This is a genomic window from Aedoeadaptatus nemausensis, assembly GCF_903819165.1.
Taxonomy (GTDB): domain Bacteria; phylum Bacillota; class Clostridia; order Tissierellales; family Peptoniphilaceae; genus Aedoeadaptatus; species Aedoeadaptatus nemausensis.
The window spans coordinates 1-23770 of the sequence record NZ_CAIJCS010000015.1 but is presented as its reverse complement, the minus strand read 5'-3'; the positions used below and the strand labels follow the sequence as shown (position 1 = coordinate 23770).

Annotated in this window: 18 protein-coding genes; 5 read left to right on the top strand and 13 right to left on the bottom strand. The window is 48.8% G+C overall.

What is annotated here, in order from left to right; all coding sequences use genetic code 11:
* Positions 1-171: 171 nt before the first annotated feature.
* The 3 genes from PEPTYR26121_RS03460 (at position 172) to PEPTYR26121_RS03450 (ending at position 3530) form a co-directional block, all read left to right on the top strand.
* Positions 172-1578 (top strand): protein adenylyltransferase SelO, encoded by a 1407-nt coding sequence (locus PEPTYR26121_RS03460; RefSeq protein ID WP_180499265.1) that lies wholly within the window; start codon positions 172-174, stop codon positions 1576-1578.
* Positions 1579-1644: 66 nt separating this feature from the next.
* Positions 1645-2322 carry an aspartate/glutamate racemase family protein gene (locus PEPTYR26121_RS03455; RefSeq protein ID WP_180499263.1) on the top strand — a complete coding sequence of 226 codons (678 nt, stop codon included), beginning with the start codon at positions 1645-1647 and terminating at the stop codon, positions 2320-2322.
* A complete protein-coding gene (locus PEPTYR26121_RS03450) occupies positions 2322-3530 on the top strand; it encodes a carboxylate--amine ligase (RefSeq protein WP_246285886.1) in 1209 nt (402 codons plus the stop codon). The genes PEPTYR26121_RS03455 and PEPTYR26121_RS03450 overlap by 1 nt, the downstream gene beginning before the upstream one ends.
* A 40-nt stretch (positions 3531-3570) precedes the next feature.
* On the opposite strand, the gene PEPTYR26121_RS03445 is transcribed toward PEPTYR26121_RS03450, so the two are convergent.
* Together PEPTYR26121_RS03445 and pdxR are read right to left on the bottom strand one after the other, a co-directional pair.
* A complete protein-coding gene (locus tag PEPTYR26121_RS03445; protein WP_180499259.1) occupies positions 3571-4296 on the bottom strand; it encodes a TraX family protein in 726 nt (241 codons plus the stop codon).
* Between the two features lie 80 nt (positions 4297-4376).
* Positions 4377-5759, bottom strand: a complete 1383-nt coding sequence (pdxR, locus tag PEPTYR26121_RS03440) for a MocR-like pyridoxine biosynthesis transcription factor PdxR (RefSeq protein WP_180499257.1) — start codon at positions 5757-5759, stop codon at positions 4377-4379.
* An 88-nt stretch (positions 5760-5847) separates the two neighbouring features.
* Here pdxR and pdxS point away from each other — a divergent pair, with 88 nt between their 5' ends.
* Positions 5848-6705 carry a pyridoxal 5'-phosphate synthase lyase subunit PdxS gene (gene pdxS, locus PEPTYR26121_RS03435; RefSeq protein WP_180499256.1) on the top strand — a complete coding sequence of 286 codons (858 nt, stop codon included), beginning with the start codon at positions 5848-5850 and terminating at the stop codon, positions 6703-6705.
* Between the two features lie 80 nt (positions 6706-6785).
* Here pdxS and PEPTYR26121_RS03430 read toward each other — a convergent pair whose 3' ends face one another.
* The 11 genes from PEPTYR26121_RS03430 to PEPTYR26121_RS03380 form a co-directional block, all read right to left on the bottom strand.
* Entirely contained in the window at positions 6786-7616 is an 831-nt protein-coding gene (locus PEPTYR26121_RS03430) for a copper amine oxidase N-terminal domain-containing protein (protein WP_180499254.1), read from the bottom strand.
* Between the two features lie 110 nt (positions 7617-7726).
* Positions 7727-11971 carry an acyl-CoA dehydratase activase-related protein gene (locus tag PEPTYR26121_RS03425; RefSeq protein WP_180499252.1) on the bottom strand — a complete coding sequence of 1415 codons (4245 nt, stop codon included), beginning with the start codon at positions 11969-11971 and terminating at the stop codon, positions 7727-7729.
* 140 nt (positions 11972-12111) lie between these two features.
* Positions 12112-12981 (bottom strand): DegV family protein, encoded by an 870-nt coding sequence (locus PEPTYR26121_RS03420; RefSeq protein ID WP_180499251.1) that lies wholly within the window; start codon positions 12979-12981, stop codon positions 12112-12114.
* Positions 12982-13009: 28 nt separating this feature from the next.
* Complete coding sequence (locus PEPTYR26121_RS03415) at positions 13010-13705, bottom strand: TVP38/TMEM64 family protein (RefSeq protein ID WP_180499249.1); 696 nt, start codon at positions 13703-13705, stop codon at positions 13010-13012.
* Between the two features lie 12 nt (positions 13706-13717).
* Positions 13718-14431, bottom strand: a complete 714-nt coding sequence (locus tag PEPTYR26121_RS03410) for a GTP pyrophosphokinase (RefSeq protein ID WP_218956314.1) — start codon at positions 14429-14431, stop codon at positions 13718-13720.
* A gap of 76 nt (positions 14432-14507) precedes the next feature.
* Complete coding sequence (locus PEPTYR26121_RS03405) at positions 14508-15872, bottom strand: radical SAM/SPASM domain-containing protein (RefSeq protein ID WP_180499247.1); 1365 nt, start codon at positions 15870-15872, stop codon at positions 14508-14510.
* Between the two features lie 4 nt (positions 15873-15876).
* The gene (locus PEPTYR26121_RS03400; RefSeq protein ID WP_180499245.1) at positions 15877-16416 is read right to left on the bottom strand and encodes an HdeD family acid-resistance protein; all 540 of its coding nucleotides are present in this window, start codon (positions 16414-16416) and stop codon (positions 15877-15879) included.
* A 110-nt stretch (positions 16417-16526) separates the two neighbouring features.
* Complete coding sequence (locus PEPTYR26121_RS03395; RefSeq protein ID WP_180499243.1) at positions 16527-17096, bottom strand: TetR/AcrR family transcriptional regulator; 570 nt, start codon at positions 17094-17096, stop codon at positions 16527-16529.
* 18 nt (positions 17097-17114) lie between these two features.
* Positions 17115-18746 carry a putative manganese-dependent inorganic diphosphatase gene (locus PEPTYR26121_RS03390; RefSeq protein ID WP_180499241.1) on the bottom strand — a complete coding sequence of 544 codons (1632 nt, stop codon included), beginning with the start codon at positions 18744-18746 and terminating at the stop codon, positions 17115-17117.
* A 125-nt stretch (positions 18747-18871) separates the two neighbouring features.
* Complete coding sequence (locus PEPTYR26121_RS03385) at positions 18872-20107, bottom strand: FprA family A-type flavoprotein (protein ID WP_180499239.1); 1236 nt, start codon at positions 20105-20107, stop codon at positions 18872-18874.
* 21 nt (positions 20108-20128) lie between these two features.
* Positions 20129-22060 carry an acyl-CoA dehydrogenase family protein gene (locus tag PEPTYR26121_RS03380; protein ID WP_180499237.1) on the bottom strand — a complete coding sequence of 644 codons (1932 nt, stop codon included), beginning with the start codon at positions 22058-22060 and terminating at the stop codon, positions 20129-20131.
* Between the two features lie 597 nt (positions 22061-22657).
* Between PEPTYR26121_RS03380 and PEPTYR26121_RS03375 the strand changes: the two genes are divergently transcribed.
* Complete coding sequence (locus PEPTYR26121_RS03375; protein ID WP_180499277.1) at positions 22658-23617, top strand: L-lactate dehydrogenase; 960 nt, start codon at positions 22658-22660, stop codon at positions 23615-23617.
* Positions 23618-23770: the final 153 nt, after the last annotated feature.

Here is a 23770-nt window from a genome sequence, read left to right as displayed (position 1 = left end):
CTTTCAATTTATATACTTTTTTTCACTTTTATAAACTAAATTCTTTATGTATAGAAAATTAGAATATGGTGTTTGATATTATACTCTTTTTCTATCTTCCTCATATTCGTTCTTCCTTCATCCGCGTCGGTTAAATATTTTCTTAGCGGGTAAGTACTTCATGGTGATATTATGTTTAATTTTGATAATTCTTACGAAAGGCTGCCCGGCGCATTTTTCCGCAAGGTGAATCCCACGCCGGTAGCGCAGCCATCTTTTTTTATAACCAATCCCACTCTCGCCGAGGAGCTCGGGCTAAATCCCGATGAGATTTTCTCAGAGGAGGGTTTAGATGTTTTAAGCGGTAATAAGATGCCGAAGGAGGCATCTTCAATCGCCATGGCCTATATGGGCCACCAGTTCGGCTACCCGGCCATTTTAGGCGACGGCCGCGCCATTTTAATCGGCGAGCAGATCACGCCTGAAGGCGAGCGGCGAGATATTCAGTTAAAAGGCGCCGGCCGCACGGATTTTTCTCGCGGCGGCGACGGACGGGCGTCCCTCGGGCCCATAATTCGCGAATATATTATGAGCGAAGCCATGCACGTTTTAGGCGTGCCTACGACCCGTGCCCTCGCCGTGGTGAAGACGGGTCAGCCCGTCTATCGGAGCAGCGAGGAGGAGGGCGCCATCTTGACCCGGGTAGCCTCGAGCCATTTGCGAGTGGGCACTTTCGAATGGATTGCAAATATGGAGGGCGGCGATGTGGAAGCCCTTTTGGATTACGCTATCCACAGGCACGATCCCGATCTTGCCGATTCTCCCGACAAAGCCTACGACTTTTTATGTCGGGTCGCCGAGCGCCAGGGCCGTCTCATCGCTCAATGGATGTCCCTCGGTTTTGTTCATGGCGTCATGAACACGGACAATATGACCATCTCCGGGGAAACCATCGACTACGGACCCTGCGCCTTTTTAGATGTCTTCGACCCGAAGACGGTGTTCAGTTCCATCGATCACTTCGGCCGCTATCGCTTTGAAAATCAGGGGCAGATCGGTATTTTTAATTTGAACAAATTAGGAGATGCCCTCTTAAATCTTTTGGACGAGGATCCCACCGCGGCGGAAGAGAAAAAAGCAAAGGCTCTTCAGCACTACGGCCGCAGTTTCGAAAAAATGTATTTCCAAAAAATGGGCGAAAAACTGGGCTTTAAGGAAATTTCCAAAGAAGACGAACCTATGATTCGAGAGTTTTTAAATATTCTCTACGACGACAAACTGGACTATACGGAATCTTTTTTACGCATCACTTACGGCGATAAAAAAGAGGAGTGGTCTCCTGCCTTCCGCGAATTTTACGAAAAGCTCGTAGAAAAGACCGGCAAAGAGGGAGAATCTCTTCGTCTAAAAACGAATCCGGCGATTATTCCGAAGAATTATTTAGTGGAGCGGGCCATTCAGGAAGCGGAAGCAGGAGACAGCAGCTTTTTGTTCCATTTCCTCGATCTCTTGAAAGATCCCTTCTCCCATAGCGAAGAGCAAAAGGCCTTGCGCACCGCTCCCGGCATTCCCCATTACAAGACTTTCTGCGGCACCTGATGTTCAGTCTTAGTAAGGATTCATTCTATGGTACAATAAAGAAAACATGAAAAAGGATCTGACACTATGAATTACGAACTGGGCATTGTGGGCGGCATGGGGCCTTTGGCCACCTCCGTTTTATTCGATTACATCGTCCGCCACACGGCCGCTGCTAAAGACCAAGAGCATATTAACGCGCTCATTTTAAATCACTCCACTCTTCCCGATCGCACGGATGTGATTTTACACGGTAAAGACGAGGATTTCCTCGACGCCGTCAAGAGCGATTTCGATATTTTAAACGACTTAAACGTTCCCCTGATCGCCTTTCCCTGCAACACGGGCCATTATTTTTTCGACGCCATGTCGAAGATGGCGAAAGGCAAGATCATCAATATGATCGACGAGACCCTTGCCCATTGCAAGAAAATGGGCGCAAAAAATGTGGCCGTCTTCGCCACGGAGGGCACGCGCTCCACAAAGCTTTACGATCATTACGCCGCCCGCCACGATCTCCGGGTGATCTACCCGACGGCGGAAGAGCAGGAGGCGATCACGCGCATTATTTACGATGTGAAGGAACTGGGCAAGACCCGCTTCCCCGAAATGGATGTGCTCCTCGAAAAATACACGAAAGATGCCGTAGTGATTTTGGCATGTACGGAACTTTCCACTTTAGGCATCGACAACGAAAAGGTCGTGGACACGACCCAGGTTTTAGGGGACGTCATTATTGAAACTTGCGGAAGAAAGAGGATTTGATGGAATTTACTTCGATTATTTTAGGAACGGATATTAACGCTTACGGCGTGGCACGCTCCCTCCACGAGGCCTACGGCGTGCGCTCCCATGCTTTTGGCGTAAAGCCCCTTCGCTTTACGAGGGCGTCGAAAATCGTCGACGTGGAAGTTCACGAGGATTTCGACACGGACGAAGGCTTTTTGCGTACCATGAAAGAGGTGGCGGAGCGTTTCGCCGATAAAAAACCTCTTCTCCTTACCTCCTGTTCCGACGGCTACACCGCCCTTATCGCCAAGCATAAAAAGGTACTGAAAGAGGACTTCGTCTTCAACTACATCGATTACGATCTTCAACAAAAATTGGAGAACAAAATCGACTTCTACGCTATATGCGAAGAATACGGCTTGGACTACCCGGCGACGAAGATTATTTCCCGGGAAACCAAAGACGATTTAGATTTAGGCTTCACCTTCCCCGTAGGGTTAAAGGCCAACGACAGTATCGAATTTGTGCACATGCATTTCGAGGGCAAGAAGAAGTTTTATAAAATCGACGACGCCGACGAGCTGAAGCGGGTCGTGGATCTTATTTACGACGCCGGCTATACCGGCGAACTGATCGTGCAGGATTTTATCCCCGGCAATTCTTCCGCCATGTTTGTCTTAAACGCTTATGTAGACAGCAGGGGCGAAGTCACCATGATGAGTCTCGGCAAATGCCTTTTAGACGAATGCCTCCCCTACGAAATCGGCAATTACAACGCCCTTTTAACCATCGGCGACGACGCTCTTTACGATCAGTACACCCGCTTTTTAAAGGCCCTCGGCTACAGGGGTTTCGCCAATTTCGATTTGAAATACGATGTGCGGGATAAAAAGTACAAGGTGTTTGAAATTAATATTCGCCAAGGACGCTCCTCTTATTACATGACCGCCGGAGGCTGCAATTTTATGCGCTATCCCGTGGAGGATCTCATCGAGAACAAAGCGCTCGCCCCCCATTACCACGACGAACGGGGACTTTGGCTTTTCGTCGATCCTTCCGTACTTCGAAAATACGGCAGCGCCGAAGACAAGGAGCTTATCGATACTTATTTAAAGAAGGGCTTTCAATTTACCCAATGGTATGAAAAAGACCGCTCCCTTCCCCGCTATTTAGATTATATGCGCCGCCGCATCTCCACGAGGAAATATTATCCTCAGTACGAGCCGGCGCGGCAAAACGATTAAAAAAAGAGCATGCCCTTAAAGGCGTGCTCCTTTTTGATTGCTATACATTTAATATAAATCGCAAGATGGCGAGAATAAGAATGTGGACGGGGTAAAATGCGTAGTTCAACCATTTATACTGTTTGCCCCGCTCTCCGTTGTAGGTCAGTGTGGCGAGAAAGCCGAGGCCCGACCAAAGTTCTTTAATAATGGAAAGGTACCCGATTCCCGCCGCCACGACCGGTCGATCTCTGAAGAGATAGAACAAATAGGCCACGATAATGGCGTGGTAATCGTAATCCAAACTTAAAAACATGGCGACGCCACACATGATGATGACCACGAGAACGGATGCGCCGTACCAACCGGCTTTGGATTTTGCGGCTATCTTTTCTTTCAAAATGTCAACGATCCAGATGGTCACCAGAGAAAGTGCCAAGGTGAACATCATATTGTTCCAGTTCTTGTCGAAAAATACTTTCGATGTAAAGAGATCGAAGGGGATTTCCGAAATCAGCCCGAAGATCAGGAGATTTCGTAAATACTTGCTTCTCGAACGGGTGTTGAAAAAGCCCTCCACGAGAAAAAACATGAAGATGGGAAAGGCGATGCGGCCCAGGATACTTAAAAGATTGCTGATATGAAGCAAGGGGCCCGATCCCGTTAAATAGGGCGTGATCATGGAATTGTTCACGTGATCCAGTAACATGGATAAAAAGGCAATGTATTTTAATTGGGCGCCGTTTAATATTTGATAGGGTCTCCCCTTAGTTTGTGTAGATGACATACTATTCCTCCGTCAATATATGAATGAGTATTCATTTTATAACGGCCCACAGATTTTGTCCAGATTTTTTTACGCCGCCATTATTTCATCGTCTCGGCCAGTTCTTTCAGTGATTCTACCAGGGCGGAAAATCCCTCCTCCATAATTCCCGGCGCCATATTCCCGAAGCCCACGATAAGCTTCGGATAAGGGGCGCGGTATTCCCCTTCGTAAAAATCGGAGAGGCCGTAAATATTCATATCCCGCTTTCGTAAATACTCTAAAAGCATTTTTTCCTCCATGGGAATTTTGCAGGTCAGAATAAAATGAAGCCCGGCCCGCTTGTCGTCGATTTCAAAAAGGGGATCTCCCTCGAAAAAGCGGAGCGCCGCCTTTCGTTTTTTGTCATATTGCTTCCGCTCCCGATTGAGCCGCCGCTCGAAATAACCTCGCTCCATGTATTTCGAAAGGGCGAGCTGCACCATATTGGGAATGGGACAGGCCACCAGGGGATCTTTTTCCCTATACAAAGCCATGAGTTCATCGGGCAAGACCATAAAGGACACCCGAAGCCCCGGGGAAAGGGATTTGGAGAAGTTGGACATATAGATGACGCGGTCGGTGGTATCCAAACTCTTCAGCGCCGGAATCAGACGGCCGTAATATTTATATTCGCTGTCGTAGTCGTCTTCGATGATGTAGGAATCGGTGGCTTTTGCAAAATTCAAGAGCTTCACCCGGCGATCCACCCGCAAAATGCTCCCGGTGGGGAATTGATGGGTGGGGCTTACGAGGTAAACCCCTCGTCTACCGGAGAGTTTTTCCGGATCTATGCCGTCTTCATCGATATCGACGAAGCCCGGGGAGCGACCCGTGGGCTCGAAGATTTTCTTCGTGTCGATATATCCCGGATTCTCCAAAAAGTAGCGGTAATCTTTCGGCAGAATAAAAAATAAAATTCGAAACAGGTATTCCATGCCGGCAGATAAAATCACATTTTCGGGCGACGCATCAATGCCCCGGGAGGAGCGGAGGTAGCGGCAAATGGCGCGGCGTAGAGATTCGATTCCCTCCTTGTCCCATGCGTTCATTTCCGAATCTTCCATCATGCTGTCCATCATGGCTCGCTGAAAGGGAGCGTCGGGAAAGTCGAAAATGCCGTTTTTATTTAAGTCGAAATCGTAGCGGTAGCGAGGCGCAGACGGTTTCGCCTCCGTCTTTTCCGGCCGCGGCGTCTTATGCAGACATTCGATGGGGGATACGAAATAACCCACCCGCTCAACTGCATAAAGATAGCCTTCATCCAAAAGAGCATCGTAGGCGGAAGAGACGGTGTTCACGGAAATTCCCAAATGATGGGCGAGATCCCGCTTCGAGGGAAGTTTCGTTTCCTTCTCCATGCGGTTGGCAATAATGTCCTCTTTTATGTAGTCGTAAAGTTGTAAGTAGAGGGGCGTTCCCTCGCTGAAATTCACGGTGATCATCTGGTACCTCCCGATTTTTATGTTTTGATGCTTTTGATGATATCAAATACATCTTACAATGTCATTAGATTAATTTAAGGAGGTTCCCATGAACGAAGCATTTATTAAACTCACCGATTCTTTGAAAGGCGGCGTCATTATGGACGTCACCACACCCCAACAGGCGAAGATTGCAGAAGAGGCCGGCGCCGTCGCCGTTATGGCGCTGGAGCGCATCCCCGCCGATATTCGCGCCGCCGGCGGCGTGAGCCGTATGAGCGACCCGAAGATGATTAAAGAAATTCAAGAAGCCGTCTCCATTCCCGTTATGGCAAAGGTGCGCATCGGCCACTTTGTAGAAGCTTCTATTTTGGAAGCCATCCATATCGATTACATCGACGAATCCGAAGTCCTGACCCCGGCGGATACTACTTATCATATCGACAAGAAAGCATTTAACACCCCCTTCGTCTGCGGCGCCCGCAATCTTTCCGAAGCCCTTCGCCGCATCGAAGAAGGGGCAGCCATGATCCGTACAAAAGGGGAAGCGGGTACGGGGGATGTGTCCCAAGCCGTGGATCACCTCCGGGCCATTATGGGCGAAATCGCCTTGGTGCAAAATAAAAAGAAGGACGAGCTTTACAATCTCGCTAAAGTAATGGGCGTAAGCCACGATCTTCTCCTCTATGTGAACGAAAACGGGAAGCTTCCGGTGGCGAACTTCTCAGCAGGTGGCGTCGCCACCCCGGCGGATGCGGCCCTTATGCGCCGACTGGGCGCCGAAGGTGTGTTTGTGGGAAGCGGCATTTTTAAATCCAATAATCCCGAAAAAAGAGCAAAGGCCATCGTAAGAGCCGTGGAAAATTACAAAGACGATAAAATTCTCGCCGAAGTGAGCGAAAACATCGGCGAAGCCATGGTGGGCATCAATCCCGACGAAATCGAAACCATTATGGCGACGCGATAAACGAAATCTTCTCTCTCATCAATATAAAAAAGGCTGTGAGCATTAAACTCACGGCCTTTTCTTTTGGATGATCTTCAGTTTTAATTTGTCTTTTCTAAACGGGTTATATCTTTAAATAAGTTTTCCGCAGGATAGCCGCCGATGCCCGTCACGAGAACTTGTTCCGGAGATGCCGGATTCAGTAGGGTGACAGCATAGGCGATGCCCGTTTGCCCGTAAATATTATGGGAAAGGCTCAAAGCGAAGTTTAAGTCCTTTTCGATCATGTCGGCCTGCTCTTTTTTCGTGAATTTAGGATAGGTTCTAAAGAGTTCTCTATACTTTTTCACTCGCTCTCCTACAGGGGTAACGAATACCTGCATGGTCTTTGCGTCGTAAGTAGCGCTGAAGTATTGTCCGCCGTCTTTATTAATGGCGGCGGCTAATTGTTCGCCTACAGAATTTACTACTTCTTCTGTAATGGGGCCCTTCATATAGTCGCTGGCTAAAATCACCACCCGGCGATCCTTATCCCAGCTGATGGGATTGGCGGACAGTTCGCTTAAGATGCGAATGGGTACGAAGGTGCGGCCATCTTTAATGCGCGCCGGCACGTCGGAGTGGATCGTGGTGGTTCTATCGGCGGCGGTAACGCGAACGGCGGTGGAGTCGATGGTGTAGACCATGCGTACATCGCCGATACTGACCGTAACCGTGCGATCTTTTCCGTTCCACTTCACGTCTTGACCTAAGCTGTTGGATACGAAGCGCAGCGGCACGAGGGTTCTTCCGTTTTCGATATAGGGGTTCACATCGCTTACGACGAAATGATCATTAACCCAGAGGCGAATAGGGGTGGCGGCTTCCGCCATATTGGGAAGGGCTAACAGTATGGCGAGGGCCAATGCCGCCCGCAATGATTTCTTTCTCATAATTCCTCCTTCAGAATTTTAAGTATTCTCTTAAGTCGATTATAGAATAGGAAATTTTTTCCCGCAAGTTTACGCCCTTACAAAAAAGCCCTCTTTTGCGAGGGCTTTTTCTAGCGAGCCGAGCGATGGGCTTCGGCCAGTTCTTCATTTCTGTATTTGTTTTTATTCGCCTGGTTCATCATAAGCTTAATGCGATTGGTTTGGTTTACCGCCGATGCCGAGGCGTCGTAGTCGATGGGGATAATATTCGCCGTGGGATAGGCTTCCCGAATTGCTTTAATAACGCCCTTACCCGTAATGTGATTGGGCAGGCAGCCGAAGGGCTGCACGCAGACGATATTGCCGGCGCCGGAGCGGATAAGTTCCACCATTTCCGCCGTAAGGAGCCAGCCTTCCCCGTATTGATTGCCGAGATCCACAAATTCCTCGGCGTATTTCATCAGGGTTTCTACTTTTTCCGGGCCGTCGAAGCGACTCTTCTTCAGCTCTTCCCGGATAATGCGGCGATAGCTTTCCACATAATCGATCATGCGATCGGCGAGGAAACTGCCCATTTTCGACGTGCCGTAGCGGTTTTCTTTGATCCGCGCGTTTTTAAAGGAATAGATCATGAAATCTGTAAGATCGGGCACCACAACCTCGGCGCCTTCCTCTTCCAATTGCTTTTGCACGTGGTTATTGGCTTCAGGCAGGTATTTTACGAGGATTTCCCCGACGATGCCGACTTTGGGCCGCACCTTGCCGTCCACTTCAATGGCGCTGTAATCTGCCACCATTTCCCGCACGTTTTTGCGGAATTCTCTGCGGGAGTAATTGAAGTCTTTCGCCGTAAGCTTTTGGATCCAGCGATCGGTGATCTCTTTTTCAGCACCTTTTTTCACCTCGTAGGGCCGAGTGGCGTTGGAAAGGCGCATAATTAAGTCGCCGTAAAGGAGATCCTGCACGCCTTTTTTCCCGATACTCGCCAATTGTCTCTTCGTAAATTGGAAGCCCGGGTGGCGTTCAATGCCTTGAATAGATGCCGCCAAGACGGGAATGTGACCGTATCCCGCGTCCTTTAACGCCTTTCGTATAAAGCCTACGTAGTTGCTCGCACGGCAGGCGCCGCCGGTTTGGCTCATCAGAAGCGTCAAATTATCCGTATCGTAGCGTCCGCTCTTGACGGCTTCCATAAATTGACCGACGACAAAAATCGACGGGTAGCAAGCGTCGTTATTTACATATTGGAGCCCCTCGTCCACGACGTGGGCGGAAAGATTGGGGAGCACCTCCACATTAAAGCCCTCTCCTCGAAGCATAGGCTCTAAAATGGCGAAGTGGATGGGCGCCATTTGGGGGATTAAAATGGTGTGTTTTTTACGCATCTCCTCGGTAAAGATCACGGGATCGTCGTAAATAGCCTCTCGCTCTTTGTCCATGGTGCGATTTTCCACCGCTTGAATCAGGGAGCGGAGACGAATTTTTGCCGCGCCTAAGTTATTGACTTCGTCGATTTTCAGCACCGTATAAATCTTATGATAGGATTCCAAAATTTCGTTCACCTGATCGGTGGTAACGGCGTCCAGGCCGCATCCGAAGGAGTTGAGCTGCACCATTTCCAGATGGTCGCTCTCCCCGACGATTTTCGCCGCGCGGTAAAGGCGGGAGTGGTAATTCCACTGGTCGAGGACCCGGAGCTTGCCGTCCAGATTTTCCTCGTGGACGATGGAATCTTCCGAAAGCACGGGAAGCCCGAGGCCCGTAATCATTTCCGCCATGCCGTGATTGATCTCGGGGTCGATGTGATAGGGACGCCCGGCGAGGACGATGCCCACGGAGTCGGTTTCCTCTAAAAATTCCATGGCACGCTTACCTTCGGCGCGCACGTCGTCGCGGTAGCGCGCCTGTTCGTCGTAGGCCAGACTGACGGCCCGCTGAATGTCTTTTTTCGGAACATCGGCAAATACTTCCGCTAAGCGATCCGCCAGTTTACTCCGATTGTCGAAGGAAAGGAAGGGGTTGATATAATCGACGCCCTCATTTTCCAAACTTTCCACATTGTTTCGAATGACCTCGCTGTAGCCGGTAACTACCGGGCAGTTCAGCGTGTTGTCGGCGCCCTCCATTTTCTTTTCTTCATAGAAAATAGCCGGATAGAAGATGGTTTTAATACCCTTCTTCACCAGATTTTCGATATGGCCGTGGCTGATCTTCGCAGGGTAGCATGCCGTCTCCGAGGTAATGGATTCCAGGCCCTCTTCATAAAGTTCCCGGGAAGACATATCGGAGAGTTCGACCCGGTAGCCGATGGCGGTAAAGAAAGTGTGCCAGAAGGGGTAGTTTTCGTACATATTGAGCACCCGAGGAATGCCGATGGTGCCTCGAGGGGCAGTATCCGGCAGGGGCTCATAATCAAAGACCCGCTTTAGTTTGTAAGCGTAGAGATTGGGCAGGCGATCTTCTTCGCCCTTTACGATGCCCGCTCCCCGCTCGCAGCGATTGCCCGTAATGTAGCGGCTGCCGTCGCCGAAACGGTGCACGGCCAGAGCGCAGTTATTGGCGCATTGGCCGCAGCGGGTATGCTTTGTCGTATAGGTAAAGGCGTCGATGGCACTTTGGTCCAGAAGGGTGCTTTCACCTTCCCCTTTTTCCATGGCAATGAGCGCCATACCGATGGCGCCCATGGTGCCGCTCATTTTCGGACGGACCACTTCCCGCCCCGTGATTTTTTCAAAGGCGCGGAGTACGGCGTCGCTGTAGAAGGTGCCCCCTTGCACGACGATGTGTTCGCCGAGTTTTTTAGGATCCCGAACCTTAATAACTTTTTGAATGGCGTTTCGAATAACGGAGTAAGCGAGGCCCGCAGAAATATCCGCCACGGTGGCCCCTTCTTTTTGCGCCTGCTTCACCTTCGAGTTCATAAACACGGTGCAGCGGCTCCCGAGATCCACCGGAGCCTTCGCATCCAGTGCCACGTGGGCAAAATCTTCCACGCTGTATTCCACGCCTTTGGCGAAGGTTTGGAGGAAAGATCCGCAGCCCGATGAACAGGCTTCGTTTAAGAGAATGGATTCGATGACGTCGCCGGATACTTTCATGGCCTTCATATCTTGACCGCCGATGTCTAAAATAAAGTCCACCTCGGGCTCGAAATATTGTGCCGCCTTGAAGTGGGCAATGGTCTCCACTTCCCCGTGATCCACTTTCAGCGCCGCTTTAATGAAATCCTCGCCGTATCCCGTAACGCCGGAGGAGGCGATGTAGGCGTCGCCGTTTAGACGATCGTAAAGTTCCAGGAGGTATTCCTTTACTTTATCGAGAGGCGAACCGCTATTGGGGCCGTAGGCTTCGTAAAGCACTTCTTTATTCTCGGAGAGAGCCACCATTTTCGTCGTGGTGCTTCCGGCGTCGATGCCTACATAGACGGGGCCGCGATAATCTTCGATTTCTCTTCTCGGCAAATCGTGGCCGTCGTGACGTTTTCTGAATTCCTTAAGTTCCTCTTCATTTTTAAAGAGAGGTTCCAAAAGGGCGTCCTCGTCCACGTGAACTTCCTGAGTATTGTCGAGTCGGTTATATAAATCGTCGATAGAGACGGGATCCGATTCCACGCTCTTTAATGCGGCGCCCAAAGCTACGAAGATCTGGCCGTTTTCCGGCGCAAAGATCTCGTCTTCGGAAAGATTAAGAGTCTCTATAAAACGAGCCTTAAGCTGATCCAAGAAAGTGAGAGGACCCCCTAAAAAGGCTACATTTCCCCGAATGGGTCTGCCACAAGCCAGGTTGGATATGGTTTGGTTCACTACCGATTGAAACACGGAGACGGCAATGTCTTCGTGGGTGGCCCCTTGATTCATAAGGGCCTGTACGTCGGTTTTCGCAAACACGCCGCAGCGGGAAGCGATGGGATAGATTTTTTTGTGATTTTTCGCCAGTTCATTGAGGCCTGAAGCGTCGGTTTTTAAAAGGGACGCCATTTGATCGATAAAGGCCCCGGTGCCCCCGGCGCAAATACTGTTCATCCGCTGTTCCAAACTGCCGCGGAGATAGGTGATTTTAGAATCCTCCCCGCCGAGCTCGATGGCGATGTCGCTTTCGGGAATATAGTGTGTAATGGCCTCCGTTCCCGCCACTACTTCCTGAACGAAGGGAATATTTAAAAGTTCCGCCACGGCGATCCCGCCACTGCCCGTAACATTGATCGTCGTTTCGTCGCCTGAAAATTTATCGTGTACCGTTTCAATAATGTCGGAAACGGTTTTTTTCATATCGGAAAAATGTCGTTGATAGGTAGAATATAGGATTCTGCCTTCATCATCCAGCGCCACAAGTTTTACCGTGGTGGAGCCCACGTCTAAGCCCATGTGCAGCAACATTTAACTACCTTCTTTCTTATATATACTGTTTGTTTTTACCGTTGATGTAAATTATAACATTTTTCCATTAAAAAGGTAGCCATTGTTTTTATCCCGCTCCACTTTCGAGTGCGCCGATCTGAAACTTTTCTACCTGCACTTTATTTCTTCATGTCTACGGACACGCCGATGCCATAAGCTCCCGTGCCCGTGTGGGCGCCGATACTCGCCGGCAAGGGATCGTAGCGCACCTGTGCCTCGGGAAAAGCATTTGCCGCCAGTTCCAGCCAGCGATCCCTCTCCTCTTCCTCGATTCCGAAACCTGCCACGCCGATGCGGATGCGCTCGGGGGCAATGTCCGAAAATCGCCGATCCACGTCTTTATGGAGGGCGTCGATCATCTTCAATTGAGCGCGGTACATGCTTCCCCGCACTTTTCCGTAGCTGTCGATCTTTTCTCCGCGAAAGGTGAGCACGGGCTTAATATTCAACACGGTGGCAATGGCCGCCGCCGAGGAGGTGATCCTCCCGCCGTTTTTCAGCTGTTCCAATGAAGATACGGACAGATAGATCGTGCAGTTGAGCCCCTCTTCTTCCAAACGACGGACGATCTTCTTCCCGGAGACTTTTTTCTTCGCGAGATAAAGAGCGTCCATAACGGAATCTTTTTGAGTAACGGAAATACGGCGATTGTCCACTACGTGCACTTTTCCGTCGTATTCTCTCGCCACCATTTTCGCCGTGTTACAGGAGCTGCTCAGGCTGGAGGACATGGGAATATAGACCACTTCGTCGTAGCCCGCTCCCAAGAGAGAATCCAGTTTGTCGATTAAAAGGCCGATGGGCGGTTGAGAGGTGGTCACACGATCTCCCCGCTCTATGTACCGGCAAAGATCTTCTTCACTTAAATTTTCCCCTTCATAATAGGTATTCTCTCCCACGATGACGGGCATGGGGAGTACGAACAGGCCGGCAGTTTCGTCGGGTGTATGGATGCCGCTATTGGTGTCGGCTAAAATGGCTACTTTCATCCTTCGCTCCTTTTTTATTGTTCTGATTCTATTTTTCTTTTTTGTTTAAATAATAGGCTATGCCGAAGGCGGCGAGAGAGACGGCGATTTTAATGGCAATCATAATGGCAAATTGCGGGGAAAGGGGATTTAAAATCACATCGCCCAGCAAGGTATTGGTAACGACGCCTATGGAACAACCCAATAAGGATGCCCCCAGATAAGTAGAATAGGGCGTATCACAGGCGCCGAAGTAAAAACTTAGTATATCACATGGAAACCACCCGATGATGCGAACGATAAAATTAGAGAAAAATTCGTTTTTCTTCTGCATGGCGATGACCTTTTCCATCTTCGGGTAGCGATCCAATATATAATCGATCCCCGCTCCGCCGGCCCATCTTCCGAGGAAATAGGGGATGCTCAAAGTAATGGCGAGCCCCAAATAGCTGATAGCCACGGCCTTTAGAGGCGAATAGAGCATACCGCTTGCGAGATAGAGGGAAGGCAGGGGGATGACGACGGAAAGGCTCTTTATGGCGAAGAGGAGAAGGAGCATAAGTGTTCCCCCGAGGGAATTTCCCTTCGTATGGGAAAGGAGACTTTCTACCGTCATATGCTCTTTCGTCATGAGAAAAATAGCCACGAGAGCCACTGCAAACGATATAAGGGCGACGATCTGAATTCTTTTCACTTGCTTGCGTAGCCTTTGATTGTTTCCCTTTGTTTCATTTCCCTTGGCCATAGTTTCTCCTTTCTATCTCTCCTCGGAATCTCCTTCTTCGATCCGGGACGATGCCATAGTATAAAGCCTCTCCATCCGTTCGTCCAGGGCGGCGCTCATTTCCGCACATTCTACGAGTTCTTCTTCGATAAATTCCGAATTGGGGAGGCCTTTTTTATAGCGGATTTTATGCTCCAAACTGGCCCACCAATCCATGGAAATGGTGCGCAGCTGCACCTCCACCTTCATCATTTTCTTGTGATCGTGAAGGTAGATGGGAATTTCTACGATCAGATGTAAGCTTCGATAGCCATTGGGTTTCGGATTTTTTATATAGTCCTTTTTCTCGATCAGCTGAATATCGTCCTGCTCCAATAGAGAGTCGGCCAGAGCATAGAGATCGGTGGGAAAAGAACAGATCACCCGCACGCCGGCAATATCGTGTAAATTTTCTTCGATACTTTCCACCGTCAGCGGATAGCCCTTTCGCACCATCTTCTCTCGAATGCTTTCCGGGGTTTTTAGTCGCGTACGTATGGATTCGATGGGATTGCGATCGTATTGCATGGAAAGTTCTTCGCTCAAGACGGCGAATTTCGTCTCCACCTCCATCATGGCGCAGCGATAATAGCTCATTAGTTCTTTGTAGGGCTGAAGGGATTTTCTTACCAAGTCGGAAACTTTCTGGTTTTCCAACTGCTCCAGAAGGCGGGCGGTCAGCCGATTTTGAAGATCTTCAAATTCCAATCGTATCACCTGTTTCTATTTATACAAATAATAAGCAATAAGGCCCTCACCTTATTGCTTATTGCTCCGTTTTCTATTAGCTCTCGCCGTACCACACCTTGTCGGCGGAGGGCTTCCAGCTTGCGGCATAGGGTTTGCATTTGCCGCAAAGATGTTCCACCGTTTCCGGAGATTGGAGATCGGTAGAATGTACGCCGGTTTCGTTGACGATGCGCTGAAGGATTTCCGGATTTTCCAACATGGGGCAGGGTCTCAAGTGGTTTTCGTTGAAGGGTTGATTGTCGTGATACGCCATAAAGAGAGGGCGTTTCAAAATTTCCAAGAGGGAGTGCTCTCTGATATTGGAATCCGAGTAGTGGATAAAGACGCAAGGCTCCGCGTCCCCATTGGCGTTGATGTGGAAATAATTCCGTCCGCCGGCGATGCAGCCGTCCATATATTCCCCGTCGTTTTGGAAGTCCATGGTAAAGAGACCTTCTCCATGTTCTAAATTGCGAATGGCGCGAATGCGGTTTTTCGTAGCGAGACGTTGTTCCGGCGTGGGAAGCAACTCGACGGAAGCCTCATTTCCTACGGGCATGTAGTGGAAATAGAGCGCGTAGCGACATCCTTTATCCACCATAAGGTCGATAAATTCCTTGCTCGTTACCGATTCACAGTTCTTCGAGGTATAGCAAATGGAGGTGCCGAAGATAAGACCGTTTTCTTTTAACAGATCCATGGCATCCATAACCCGGCCGTAGACTCCCTCTCCTCTGCGGAAGTCGTTCACTTCAGGTGAGCCTTCCAAACTGATGGCGAGCATTAAATTGCCCACGCTCTTCATTTCGTCGCAGAATTTTTGATCCACGAGGGTACCGTTGGTAAAGGCGAGGAATTGGCAGTCCTTATGTTCTTTACAAAGCTTAATAATATCGTCCCGTCTCACGAGGGGTTCGCCGCCGGTAAACATATAGAAGTGGATGCCCAGCTCTTTACCCTGTCTTACAATATCGGACATTTCGTCGTAGCTTAAGTTCAGCTTATTGCCGTATTCCGCAGCCCAGCAGCCGGTGCAGTGAAGATTGCAGGCGCTGGTCGGGTCCATGAGAATGAGCCAGGGAATATTGCAGCCGTGTTCCTTACGCATGGCGTGCATGGTCTTCGTGCCGCTTAACATGGCCTCGAACCCTAAGTTGAGGGCCGTGGTTTTGATGACATTAGGATCCAGTTCATCGAGGCCCCGGTTTAAGTAATCGTTCAGGGCGGTGTCTTTATTTCCTACGAGCCCGCGGATCCAATCGTAATCCAGTTCAAGCTCGTCTCCTTCCATGAATTTTTCCATTATGTCTACGAGCTTGAGCATTTCCTCTTCGCGATCGTTGCGATTGACTTTTTTAAGTAATACGTCGATTCCTAAACTCGCCGCTGTTCGTGCGGATAAGTGTGTAAGTTTTGCCATTATATTACCTCCTCATAATCGATACGGTGTTCTGTACCACGAATAAATTAAGGATGCCGTCGATGATTAAGTTAATTCCCATCAGCATGACGATGGCGCTGCGCCCTTCATAAGGTTTCATAAAGAGCATGGCCCCGGTTAAGGCGACGAGGAAGGAACAGATCAAAATCATACGCCAACGCTTGACGCCGATCTTTCGCGCATCGAGGGCCGTCTGCATTCTCAAGAGGGCGTCGATCAGCATAAAGAGCCCCATGCAGACGACGATAAGATCTAGAAACTTAGTCGTTTGAAAGAGCATGACGATGCCCAGAAGGCCCGATAAAATGCCCATGGCGAAATCAAATTGAAAGGCCAGTTGCAGTAAATCCCTCGAAAAATAACTATAGATCTTTACTGCGCCGAAAAAGAGTAGAAATACTCCTCCCAATTTGCAAAACACCTCGGCAGTCATAGTAGGTTTTAATAAAAACAGAGCACCGAGGGCGATCAGGCCGATTGAAAAAGCACTGTACATCTTTTTAACTTTTATTAAACGGTCCATTTTCTCACCTCGCTTAACTAAAGTGTATCGCTCATTTTATTTTTTTCGTACAGTCAAAAGAGGAAAAGTGTCTGAAATTCGAACACTTTGCCTCTTTTGACTGATAAAATTCAGTTTTTTCCGTGACCTTGAATGTATGCGTCGATCATAGGACCGATTGTGGAGTAAAAGGAATTTTCGATGGTCTCCATTAAATCTTCTTGGGAACCCTCCATCTTCCCCTCCACCCAGCGAAGGGTGGCCGCTAAAACGGCGTCGCTGTAAAAGTAGGTTATGTACTCTTTTCCCTCGGGAGAAAGAGTCGTGCCTTCGGATTCCTCTTCCACGAAGCGGCCGATAAAGGAGCTGACGGCAGATTCCACATAGCTTATAATGACCCGCCGACTTTTGGAGCGGTAGAGGTGAATGATAGCCTCCTTATGTTCCATAAGAAACCGAACGGTTCGCAGGTACTCCTCGCCGAAGGTATTTTCCGGCCGACTATCTTCCCGAAATTTCATACCCTCTCTTTGAAAGGCACTTTCCAGAAGATCGTAAATATCCTGATAGTGGTAGTAGAATGTGTTGCGATTGATTTCCGCCCCTTCGATAATCTCTTTTACGGTGATCTTATCGAAGGATTTTTCCTTTAATAGTTCCATAAATTCGTCGATCATGGCTTCTTGCGTATGCTTGCTCAATCGCTCACCTCCTTCTTTTTATCGACTTTCGCTTACGGCGGCTCCTACTTTCGGCACCAGTTGTTTTTTACGGGAAAGGAGGCCCTCCGCCGTGAATTTATCTTCCCTGATCTCCGCTCCGAATTGGCGGGCCAAGGGCTCTTTAAAGCTGCCCACGACGATTACCTCCGAAAGTTCTCTGAAAATATCGGTGATCATAAGGATAAAACAAGACACCGATTCTTTTTGAAGATAATCCTCCATGGCCTCTTTCAAGGGGCCCTCTACGGATTCCGTGCTTTCCAGATCCATGGTGAAGATCTGGCAAATGCGTACCGTATTGCCTTCGAAGCTGAAGTTCTTTACATCCGTATTTAATAGCTCTTCCGGCTTCTTGCCCTCGAGACTCGTCCCCGCCTTAAACATGTCCATGGCAAAGGATTCCACATCGATGGCGGCGATTTTGCTCATTTTATTTAAAATGTAGCGGTCCGTCGCCGTAGACGTAGGCGAACGGAAAAGAAGGGTGTCGGAAATCATGGCGGCGCACAAAAGCCCGGCCACTTTCCGAGAGGGATTGATGCCGTTTTCGAAAAACATTTTGGACACGATGGTCGCCGTGGAGCCCAAGGGCTCGTTTCTGAAATAAATGGGCGAAGAGGTGGCTACATTTGCGACCCGGTGATGATCGACGATCTGCACGATCTCCGCCCAATCTAAATCGTCGATGGATTGATTCCGCTCGTTGTGATCCACGAGGATAATCTTCTTTTTTAAATCCGTAATGAGGTGGTATCTGGAAATGCTTCCCACGACGCGCTTCTCGTCGTCCAATACGGGATAAGAGCGGAAGCGGGATTCCGTCATCTTCTCCCGCACTTCGTCGATTAAATCGTCCTTGTGAAAGACTACCAGGTTTTCCTTCGTCATAACGTATCCGATGGGGACGGCCTGGGGCAAGATTCGAGCCACCATAAAGGTGGATAGGCCCGTGGAGATTACCGTTACGCCGTGCTCTTTGGCGAGCTTTAAAAGACGTTCGTCCAGTTTTGTGGAAATGGTAAGGATAAGAACGGAGACGTTTTTCTTAATAATCGATTCCTGATCGTCCACATCGTCGCCGACGATGACCACGTCCCCTTCTTCAATAAGGTTTCGGTTTTTTATAGCCTTGATCGCCATTTTCCCGGAAATCGCCCGGGGCTTTTCCGGCAGGTGGATCCAGTGGCCCTTTAATACATCTTTTATGTTTTCAAGGCTCGTGTTCGACCGCCCCATAATGGTGTCGTCCCAAATTTCCATGTAGGACGCGGCAATATTGGAGAGGCTCACGATACCGATTAAATTTTCCTCCCCGTTTACTACGGGAAGGGAGGTAATATTATTTTTCTGCATGATCTCCATGGCGCCGGCCATGGAAAGATCGGGATTGACACAGTACGCCGGGTCCATGTCGAGATCGCGAATCTGCGGTTTGATGGATGTCTTGAGCCGCGGCTTTTCCACGCCGAAATAATTCAGGACGAATTCCGTCTCCCGACTGATTTCCCCCAGTCGAATGGGCTCGGCGTCGTATCCCATTTTGTTTTTCAGCTCCGCCAAGGCGATGGCCGAGCAAATACTGTCCGTATCCGGATTTTTATGGCCTGTTATGTAAATTTTATTCTTCATAAACCCCTCCAAATTTATGATATTATAACATATTTTACATGAACGACCGAAAGGCTTTGAACGGGATCGAAGGTTATTTCCATTAAAAAACTCGATCCGCCTTAGCAGATCGAGTTCTTTTTATTTTATGCCTGTGCCATTTCTTTGTCTTCTTCAATTTTTTGGAAAGATTCGATAATGGAATCAGCCAGTGCATCCAATTCTTTGTCGCCGGAATCGGTTAGGGAAGAGGAGATGGTCACTTCGCCGCCGAGGACGTCCATGAGTTTCATCTTTTCGTCGAGGAATTCTTCCATTCTGGAGCCTGCTTGAGGTGCCCATGTTCCGTTTTCGATGATGCCTACGGTACGGTTTTGGAGATTGAGCATGCGAATTTCGTTTAAGAAATTATGCATAACGGGGTAAATTTCCAAGTTGTAGGTAACCGATGCCAAGACAATGTGGCTCAAGCGGAAAGCTTCCGATACGAGGTAGCTTACGTGGGTGCTGGAAACATCGTACATGTGGACATTGGTCATGCCTCGTTCGCAAAGTTTCGTCGCCAAGCATTGTGCGGCATATTCCGTGTTGCCGTACATGGAGGCGTAAACGAGGAGCACGCCGTCTTCTTCCGGTTCGTAGCGGGACCATTTGTCGTATTTTTCGATAAAGTATCCCAGATCTTCTCTCCAGACCGGTCCGTGTAAGGGGCATATCATCTTAATATCGATGGTGCTCGCTTTTTTAAGAAGGTCTTGAACGTGGGGGCCATATTTGCCGACGATATTGGTCAGGTAACGACGGGCATCGTCGAGCCAATCGCGGTCGAAGTTGACTTCGTCGGCGAAGAGCTTGCCGTCCAATGCGCCGAAAGTACCGAAGGCGTCGGCGGAGAACAAGACGCCGTTAGTGGTGTCGAAACTTACCATAGCTTCGGGCCAGTGAACCATAGGAGCGGCTACCCATGTGATTTCGTGTGTACCGAAACTCATGGCGTCGCCTTCCGCTACTTCGATTTCTCTACCGTCTACATTAAAGCCGAATTGGCGCATCATCATAAAGGCACGTTCGTTGGAAATAACCTTCGCATTGGGATAGCGAATTAAAACTTCGTCGAGACTTGCCGCATGGTCCGGTTCCAAGTGGTTGATGATGACATAATCCAAATCGCGACCGTCTAAGACATGTTCCACATTGTTCAGGAATTCTCTGCAAACAGCCCAATCCACGGTGTCGAAGAGGACGGTTTTTTCGTCCATCAACAAGTAGGAATTGTAGCTGACCCCTCTGGGAATGGGGTGAATATTTTCAAATAGGTGAAGGCGGTGTTCGTTGGCGCCTACCCAATATAAATCGTCGGTTACTTTTCTTACGGTATACATGCTTTACCTCCTGGATCCTCTCTATTTAAAAGTACGATCTTCCGGGAAACTTACCTTGATGAAGCTGTCTTTTTCTTCACCGCATTTCGGGCAAATATATTCTTCCGGTAATTTATCGAAGGGCGTTCCCTCTTCGATTTCGCTTTCTTCATCTCCCTTTTCAGGATTGTATTCATAGCCGCAGCCTTGGCAGACGTAGATATCTTCCTTCGGAGCGGTCTTTCTCGGTTTTTGACGTTTCATCTTGACCATTTCAGGCGCTTCGCCTTTTCCTTCAGTGCCTAAGGCTTCTATAATAAGGGGCGCTACTTCTTCGATATCGCCGACGATACCGTAGTCGCAGTTCTTAAAGATCATAGCGTTGGAGGCATTGTTGATGGCGACGATGGTAGCCGCATCTTTAATGCCCTTCAAGTGTTGGCCCGCTCCGGAAATACCGGCTGCAACATAGAGGTTGCCGCGGAATTTTTGACCGGACATACCGACATAGCGGTTAATGGGAAGAATCTTGTCGGTTTCGGCAACCGGTCTCGAGGAACCGATGGCGGCGCCGAAGGCACGTGCCAGGTCTTCTGCAAGTTCAAGATTTCCGCCGAAGCCTTTACCCATGGATACGACGCGTTCCGCATCGAGAATGGGCGTATCGAGGTCGATGCCGACGCTGAAATCGTAGCCGTCTTTTTCGAGGGCGGCAATTAGATTTTTAACATTTTCCGCCTGATCGTCGCTGTCGAAGATTTCTCTCTTGCGAACGCCGGTGATGGGGCCCTTGCCCGCTTTTTTCTTTCCGCCGCCGCCGGAGGATCTGGCTGCTTTACCGATAATATTGGCTGCGATAACGACTCTTTGAATTTCGTTGGTACCTTCGTAGATCGTGGTGATCTTTGCGTCTCTGTAAGCACGTTCGACTTCCATGCCTTTCATGTAGCCGCTGCCGCCGTAAATTTGAAGGGCGTCGTTGACGACTTCGAGGGCAATATCCGATGCGAACATTTTGGCTTCTGCAGCTTCCAAGCTGTAGCGTTCGCCGTTTTGTTTCATTTCAGCTGCGCGATAGATGAGCAGACGAGCCGCGTCGATCTTGGTGTACATATCGGCGAGCTTAAAGGAAATACCTTGGTTGGCTGCGAGAGGTTGACCGAATTGAACGCGTTCTTTCGCATAAGCGAGAGCGTGTTCGTAGGCGCCTTGTGCAATACCCAAAGCTTGTGCGGCGATACCGATGCGGCCGCCGTCCAGTGTGGACATGGCGATGTTGAAGCCCTTGCCTTCTTTGCCCAGCAAGTTTTCCTTGGGAACTTTAACATTATTGAAGTGAAGTTCCGCCGTGGTGGAGGAACGGATACCTAATTTGTCGTAGTGATCGGAGAAGGTGAAGCCTTCGAAATCTTTTTCTACGATAAAGGCACTGATGCCGTGGGTTCCGATGTCCGGTGTGGTTACGGCGAAAACGACATAAGTATCGGCCGCCGGAGCATTGGTGATAAAGATTTTTTGGCCGTTCAAGATGTAGTGATCGCCTTCTAAGACGGCCGTAGTTTCGGTTTCGCCGGCGTCGGAACCTGCGTTGGTTTCCGTCAAGCCGAAGGCGCCGAGTTTTTCACCTTTTGCAAGGGGAATCAAATATTTTTGTTTTTGTTCTTCCGTACCATAGTGATCGATAGGATAAGTACCTAGGGATGTATGGGCGGACAAAATAACGCCGACACCGCCGTCTACGCGGGATAATTCTTCAACGGCAATAGCGTAAGAAATAACATCGTCGCCGGTTCCGCCGTATTCTTCGGAATAGGGAAGGCCCATAATACCTAAGTCGGCCATTTGAGCGACAATGTCTTCGGGGAATTTGTTTTCTTGGTCCAGTTCAAAGGCGACCGGCGCGACGACAGTTTCCGCAAACTCGCGAACTTTTTTTCTTAGTGCTTCGTGCGCCTCGGTAGTTTTGTATAACATGTTTCCTCCTTGCAATCGATCTCATAGACTACAATAACAATCCATGCGGTTCGTATTTACAAATCGCATACTACACCGCTCGTGTACAGATTATACTAGCACAAGACTTTCGCCTTGTAAACACTATTACGGCGTATAAGTTAATTTTTTTTCGAAAGCTTTTTTCTTTTTGAGCTTATACTATCCATTTACCCCTTCCCTTTTCAATTACACAATATTTCAAAAAGTTTTTTTGTAGGAAAGGACAGATTTTTAAAACCGTTCTAAGTTTCGTTCTCTCTTCAATAAATAATTCGTTCTCTCCGTAAATAAACTCTTATTTATAAAACTATATTTCATTCGCCGACATTTATCGTGCACTCGTTTTCAAGTTCGAAAATCCCATCTGATTTACGCCCCCATTCTCGTGCTCATTATACTTTCTTTAATCTCCAAAAATACATTATGCTTTCAATCTTTTCGTTTTTAATTTTGTCGACGTTATATTTTGCGGCTAAGGCGAACATTTTTCGCTTTTTTGCTTTCTTTTTACGTCGTTTCAGTCTATAATCGAGATGATCCAGGACTTGGAATAATAGGAGGTAATAGATAATGACTATGATTCAAAATCCAAATGCTAAAGTAATTCTCGTAGGCGACGGTTCCGTCGGATCCTCTTTCGCTTTCGCCATGACCCTTAAAGGTCTCGGCCGCGAACTGGGCATCATCGATGTAAACAGCAACAAGGCTCGTGGCGACGCCATGGACTTAACCGCTGCACTTACTTACAATGCGGCAAAACATATTTACGCTGCCGAATATTCCGATTGCAGCGACGCCGACATTATCGTCATTACGGCAGGCGCTCCCCAAAAACCGGGCGAAACCCGTCTCGAATTGGTTCACAAAAACCTCGCCATCGTAAAAGACGTCGTGGAACAAATTATGGAATCCGGCTTTAACGGCATCTTCCTCGTAGCCGCCAACCCGGTAGACATTTTAACCTACGCCGTATTAAAGATTTCCGGCTTCCCGAAAGAACGCGTTATTTCTTCCGGTACATCTTTAGACTCCGCTCGCTTCAGCGACGAAATTGCTCGCTACTTGAGCTTAGACCCTCGCGACGTTTACGCTACCATCATGGGTGAACACGGCGACACTTCTTTCCCCGTATGGTCCAACGCATCCATCGGCGGCCGCCACATCGACCACTGGTTAGCGGAAAAAACCGACGATGTAGAGGCAGCTAAGGAAAAGATCTACACCGACGTTCGCGACAAGGCATACCGCATTATCGAAACCAAGGGCGCTACCTATTACGGCGTCGCTACTGTTCTCGCTAAGATCTGCCGCATCATCATCGAAGATTCCCACTCCATCATCACCCTCGGTGCTTACATGGAAGGCGAATACGGATGCGACGATATCTACCTCGGCACACCCTGTGTCTTGAGCCGTAGCGGTATCCAAAAGATCATCGAAGTTCCCTTGAGCGACGAAGAAAAAGAAAAGATGCAAATTTCTTACAAGGCCGTCAAGGAAGTTCAAGACGAAGGTATGGCACGCTTAGGTTTCTAAGAAACCATTAGGATAGCTTTTAGAAAATTTCTTTAATAAAAAAACGCTCGATGCTAGAGTGACCCCATAAAGTTGGACTTAATCGAGTAAGCAAATGCTTACTCGATTTTGTTTTACATAACTTATTTTCTATGCGGATTGCATGCGTTCACG

Excerpts from the sequence above, each read along its gene's own strand:
- pdxR (WP_180499257.1), bottom strand. The coding sequence starts at position 5,759 with ATGATCACCGTGAATTTCAGCGAGGGAACGCCCCTCTACTTACAACTT.
- PEPTYR26121_RS03420 (WP_180499251.1), bottom strand. The coding sequence starts at position 12,981 with ATGAAAGTAGCCATTTTAGCCGACACCAATAGCGGCATCCATACACCC.
- PEPTYR26121_RS03405 (WP_180499247.1), bottom strand. The coding sequence starts at position 15,872 with ATGGCAAAACTTACACACTTATCCGCACGAACAGCGGCGAGTTTAGGA.
- PEPTYR26121_RS03445 (WP_180499259.1), bottom strand. The coding sequence starts at position 4,296 with ATGTCATCTACACAAACTAAGGGGAGACCCTATCAAATATTAAACGGC.
- pdxS (WP_180499256.1), top strand. The coding sequence starts at position 5,848 with ATGAACGAAGCATTTATTAAACTCACCGATTCTTTGAAAGGCGGCGTC.
- PEPTYR26121_RS03400 (WP_180499245.1), bottom strand. The coding sequence starts at position 16,416 with ATGGACCGTTTAATAAAAGTTAAAAAGATGTACAGTGCTTTTTCAATC.
- PEPTYR26121_RS03450 (WP_246285886.1), top strand. The coding sequence starts at position 2,322 with ATGGAATTTACTTCGATTATTTTAGGAACGGATATTAACGCTTACGGC.
- PEPTYR26121_RS03425 (WP_180499252.1), bottom strand. The coding sequence starts at position 11,971 with ATGTTGCTGCACATGGGCTTAGACGTGGGCTCCACCACGGTAAAACTT.
- PEPTYR26121_RS03430 (WP_180499254.1), bottom strand. The coding sequence starts at position 7,616 with ATGAGAAAGAAATCATTGCGGGCGGCATTGGCCCTCGCCATACTGTTA.
- PEPTYR26121_RS03385 (WP_180499239.1), bottom strand. The coding sequence starts at position 20,107 with ATGTATACCGTAAGAAAAGTAACCGACGATTTATATTGGGTAGGCGCC.
- PEPTYR26121_RS03455 (WP_180499263.1), top strand. The coding sequence starts at position 1,645 with ATGAATTACGAACTGGGCATTGTGGGCGGCATGGGGCCTTTGGCCACC.
- PEPTYR26121_RS03375 (WP_180499277.1), top strand. The coding sequence starts at position 22,658 with ATGATTCAAAATCCAAATGCTAAAGTAATTCTCGTAGGCGACGGTTCC.
- PEPTYR26121_RS03380 (WP_180499237.1), bottom strand. The coding sequence starts at position 22,060 with ATGTTATACAAAACTACCGAGGCGCACGAAGCACTAAGAAAAAAAGTT.
- PEPTYR26121_RS03415 (WP_180499249.1), bottom strand. The coding sequence starts at position 13,705 with ATGGCCAAGGGAAATGAAACAAAGGGAAACAATCAAAGGCTACGCAAG.
- PEPTYR26121_RS03460 (WP_180499265.1), top strand. The coding sequence starts at position 172 with ATGTTTAATTTTGATAATTCTTACGAAAGGCTGCCCGGCGCATTTTTC.
- PEPTYR26121_RS03390 (WP_180499241.1), bottom strand. The coding sequence starts at position 18,746 with ATGAAGAATAAAATTTACATAACAGGCCATAAAAATCCGGATACGGAC.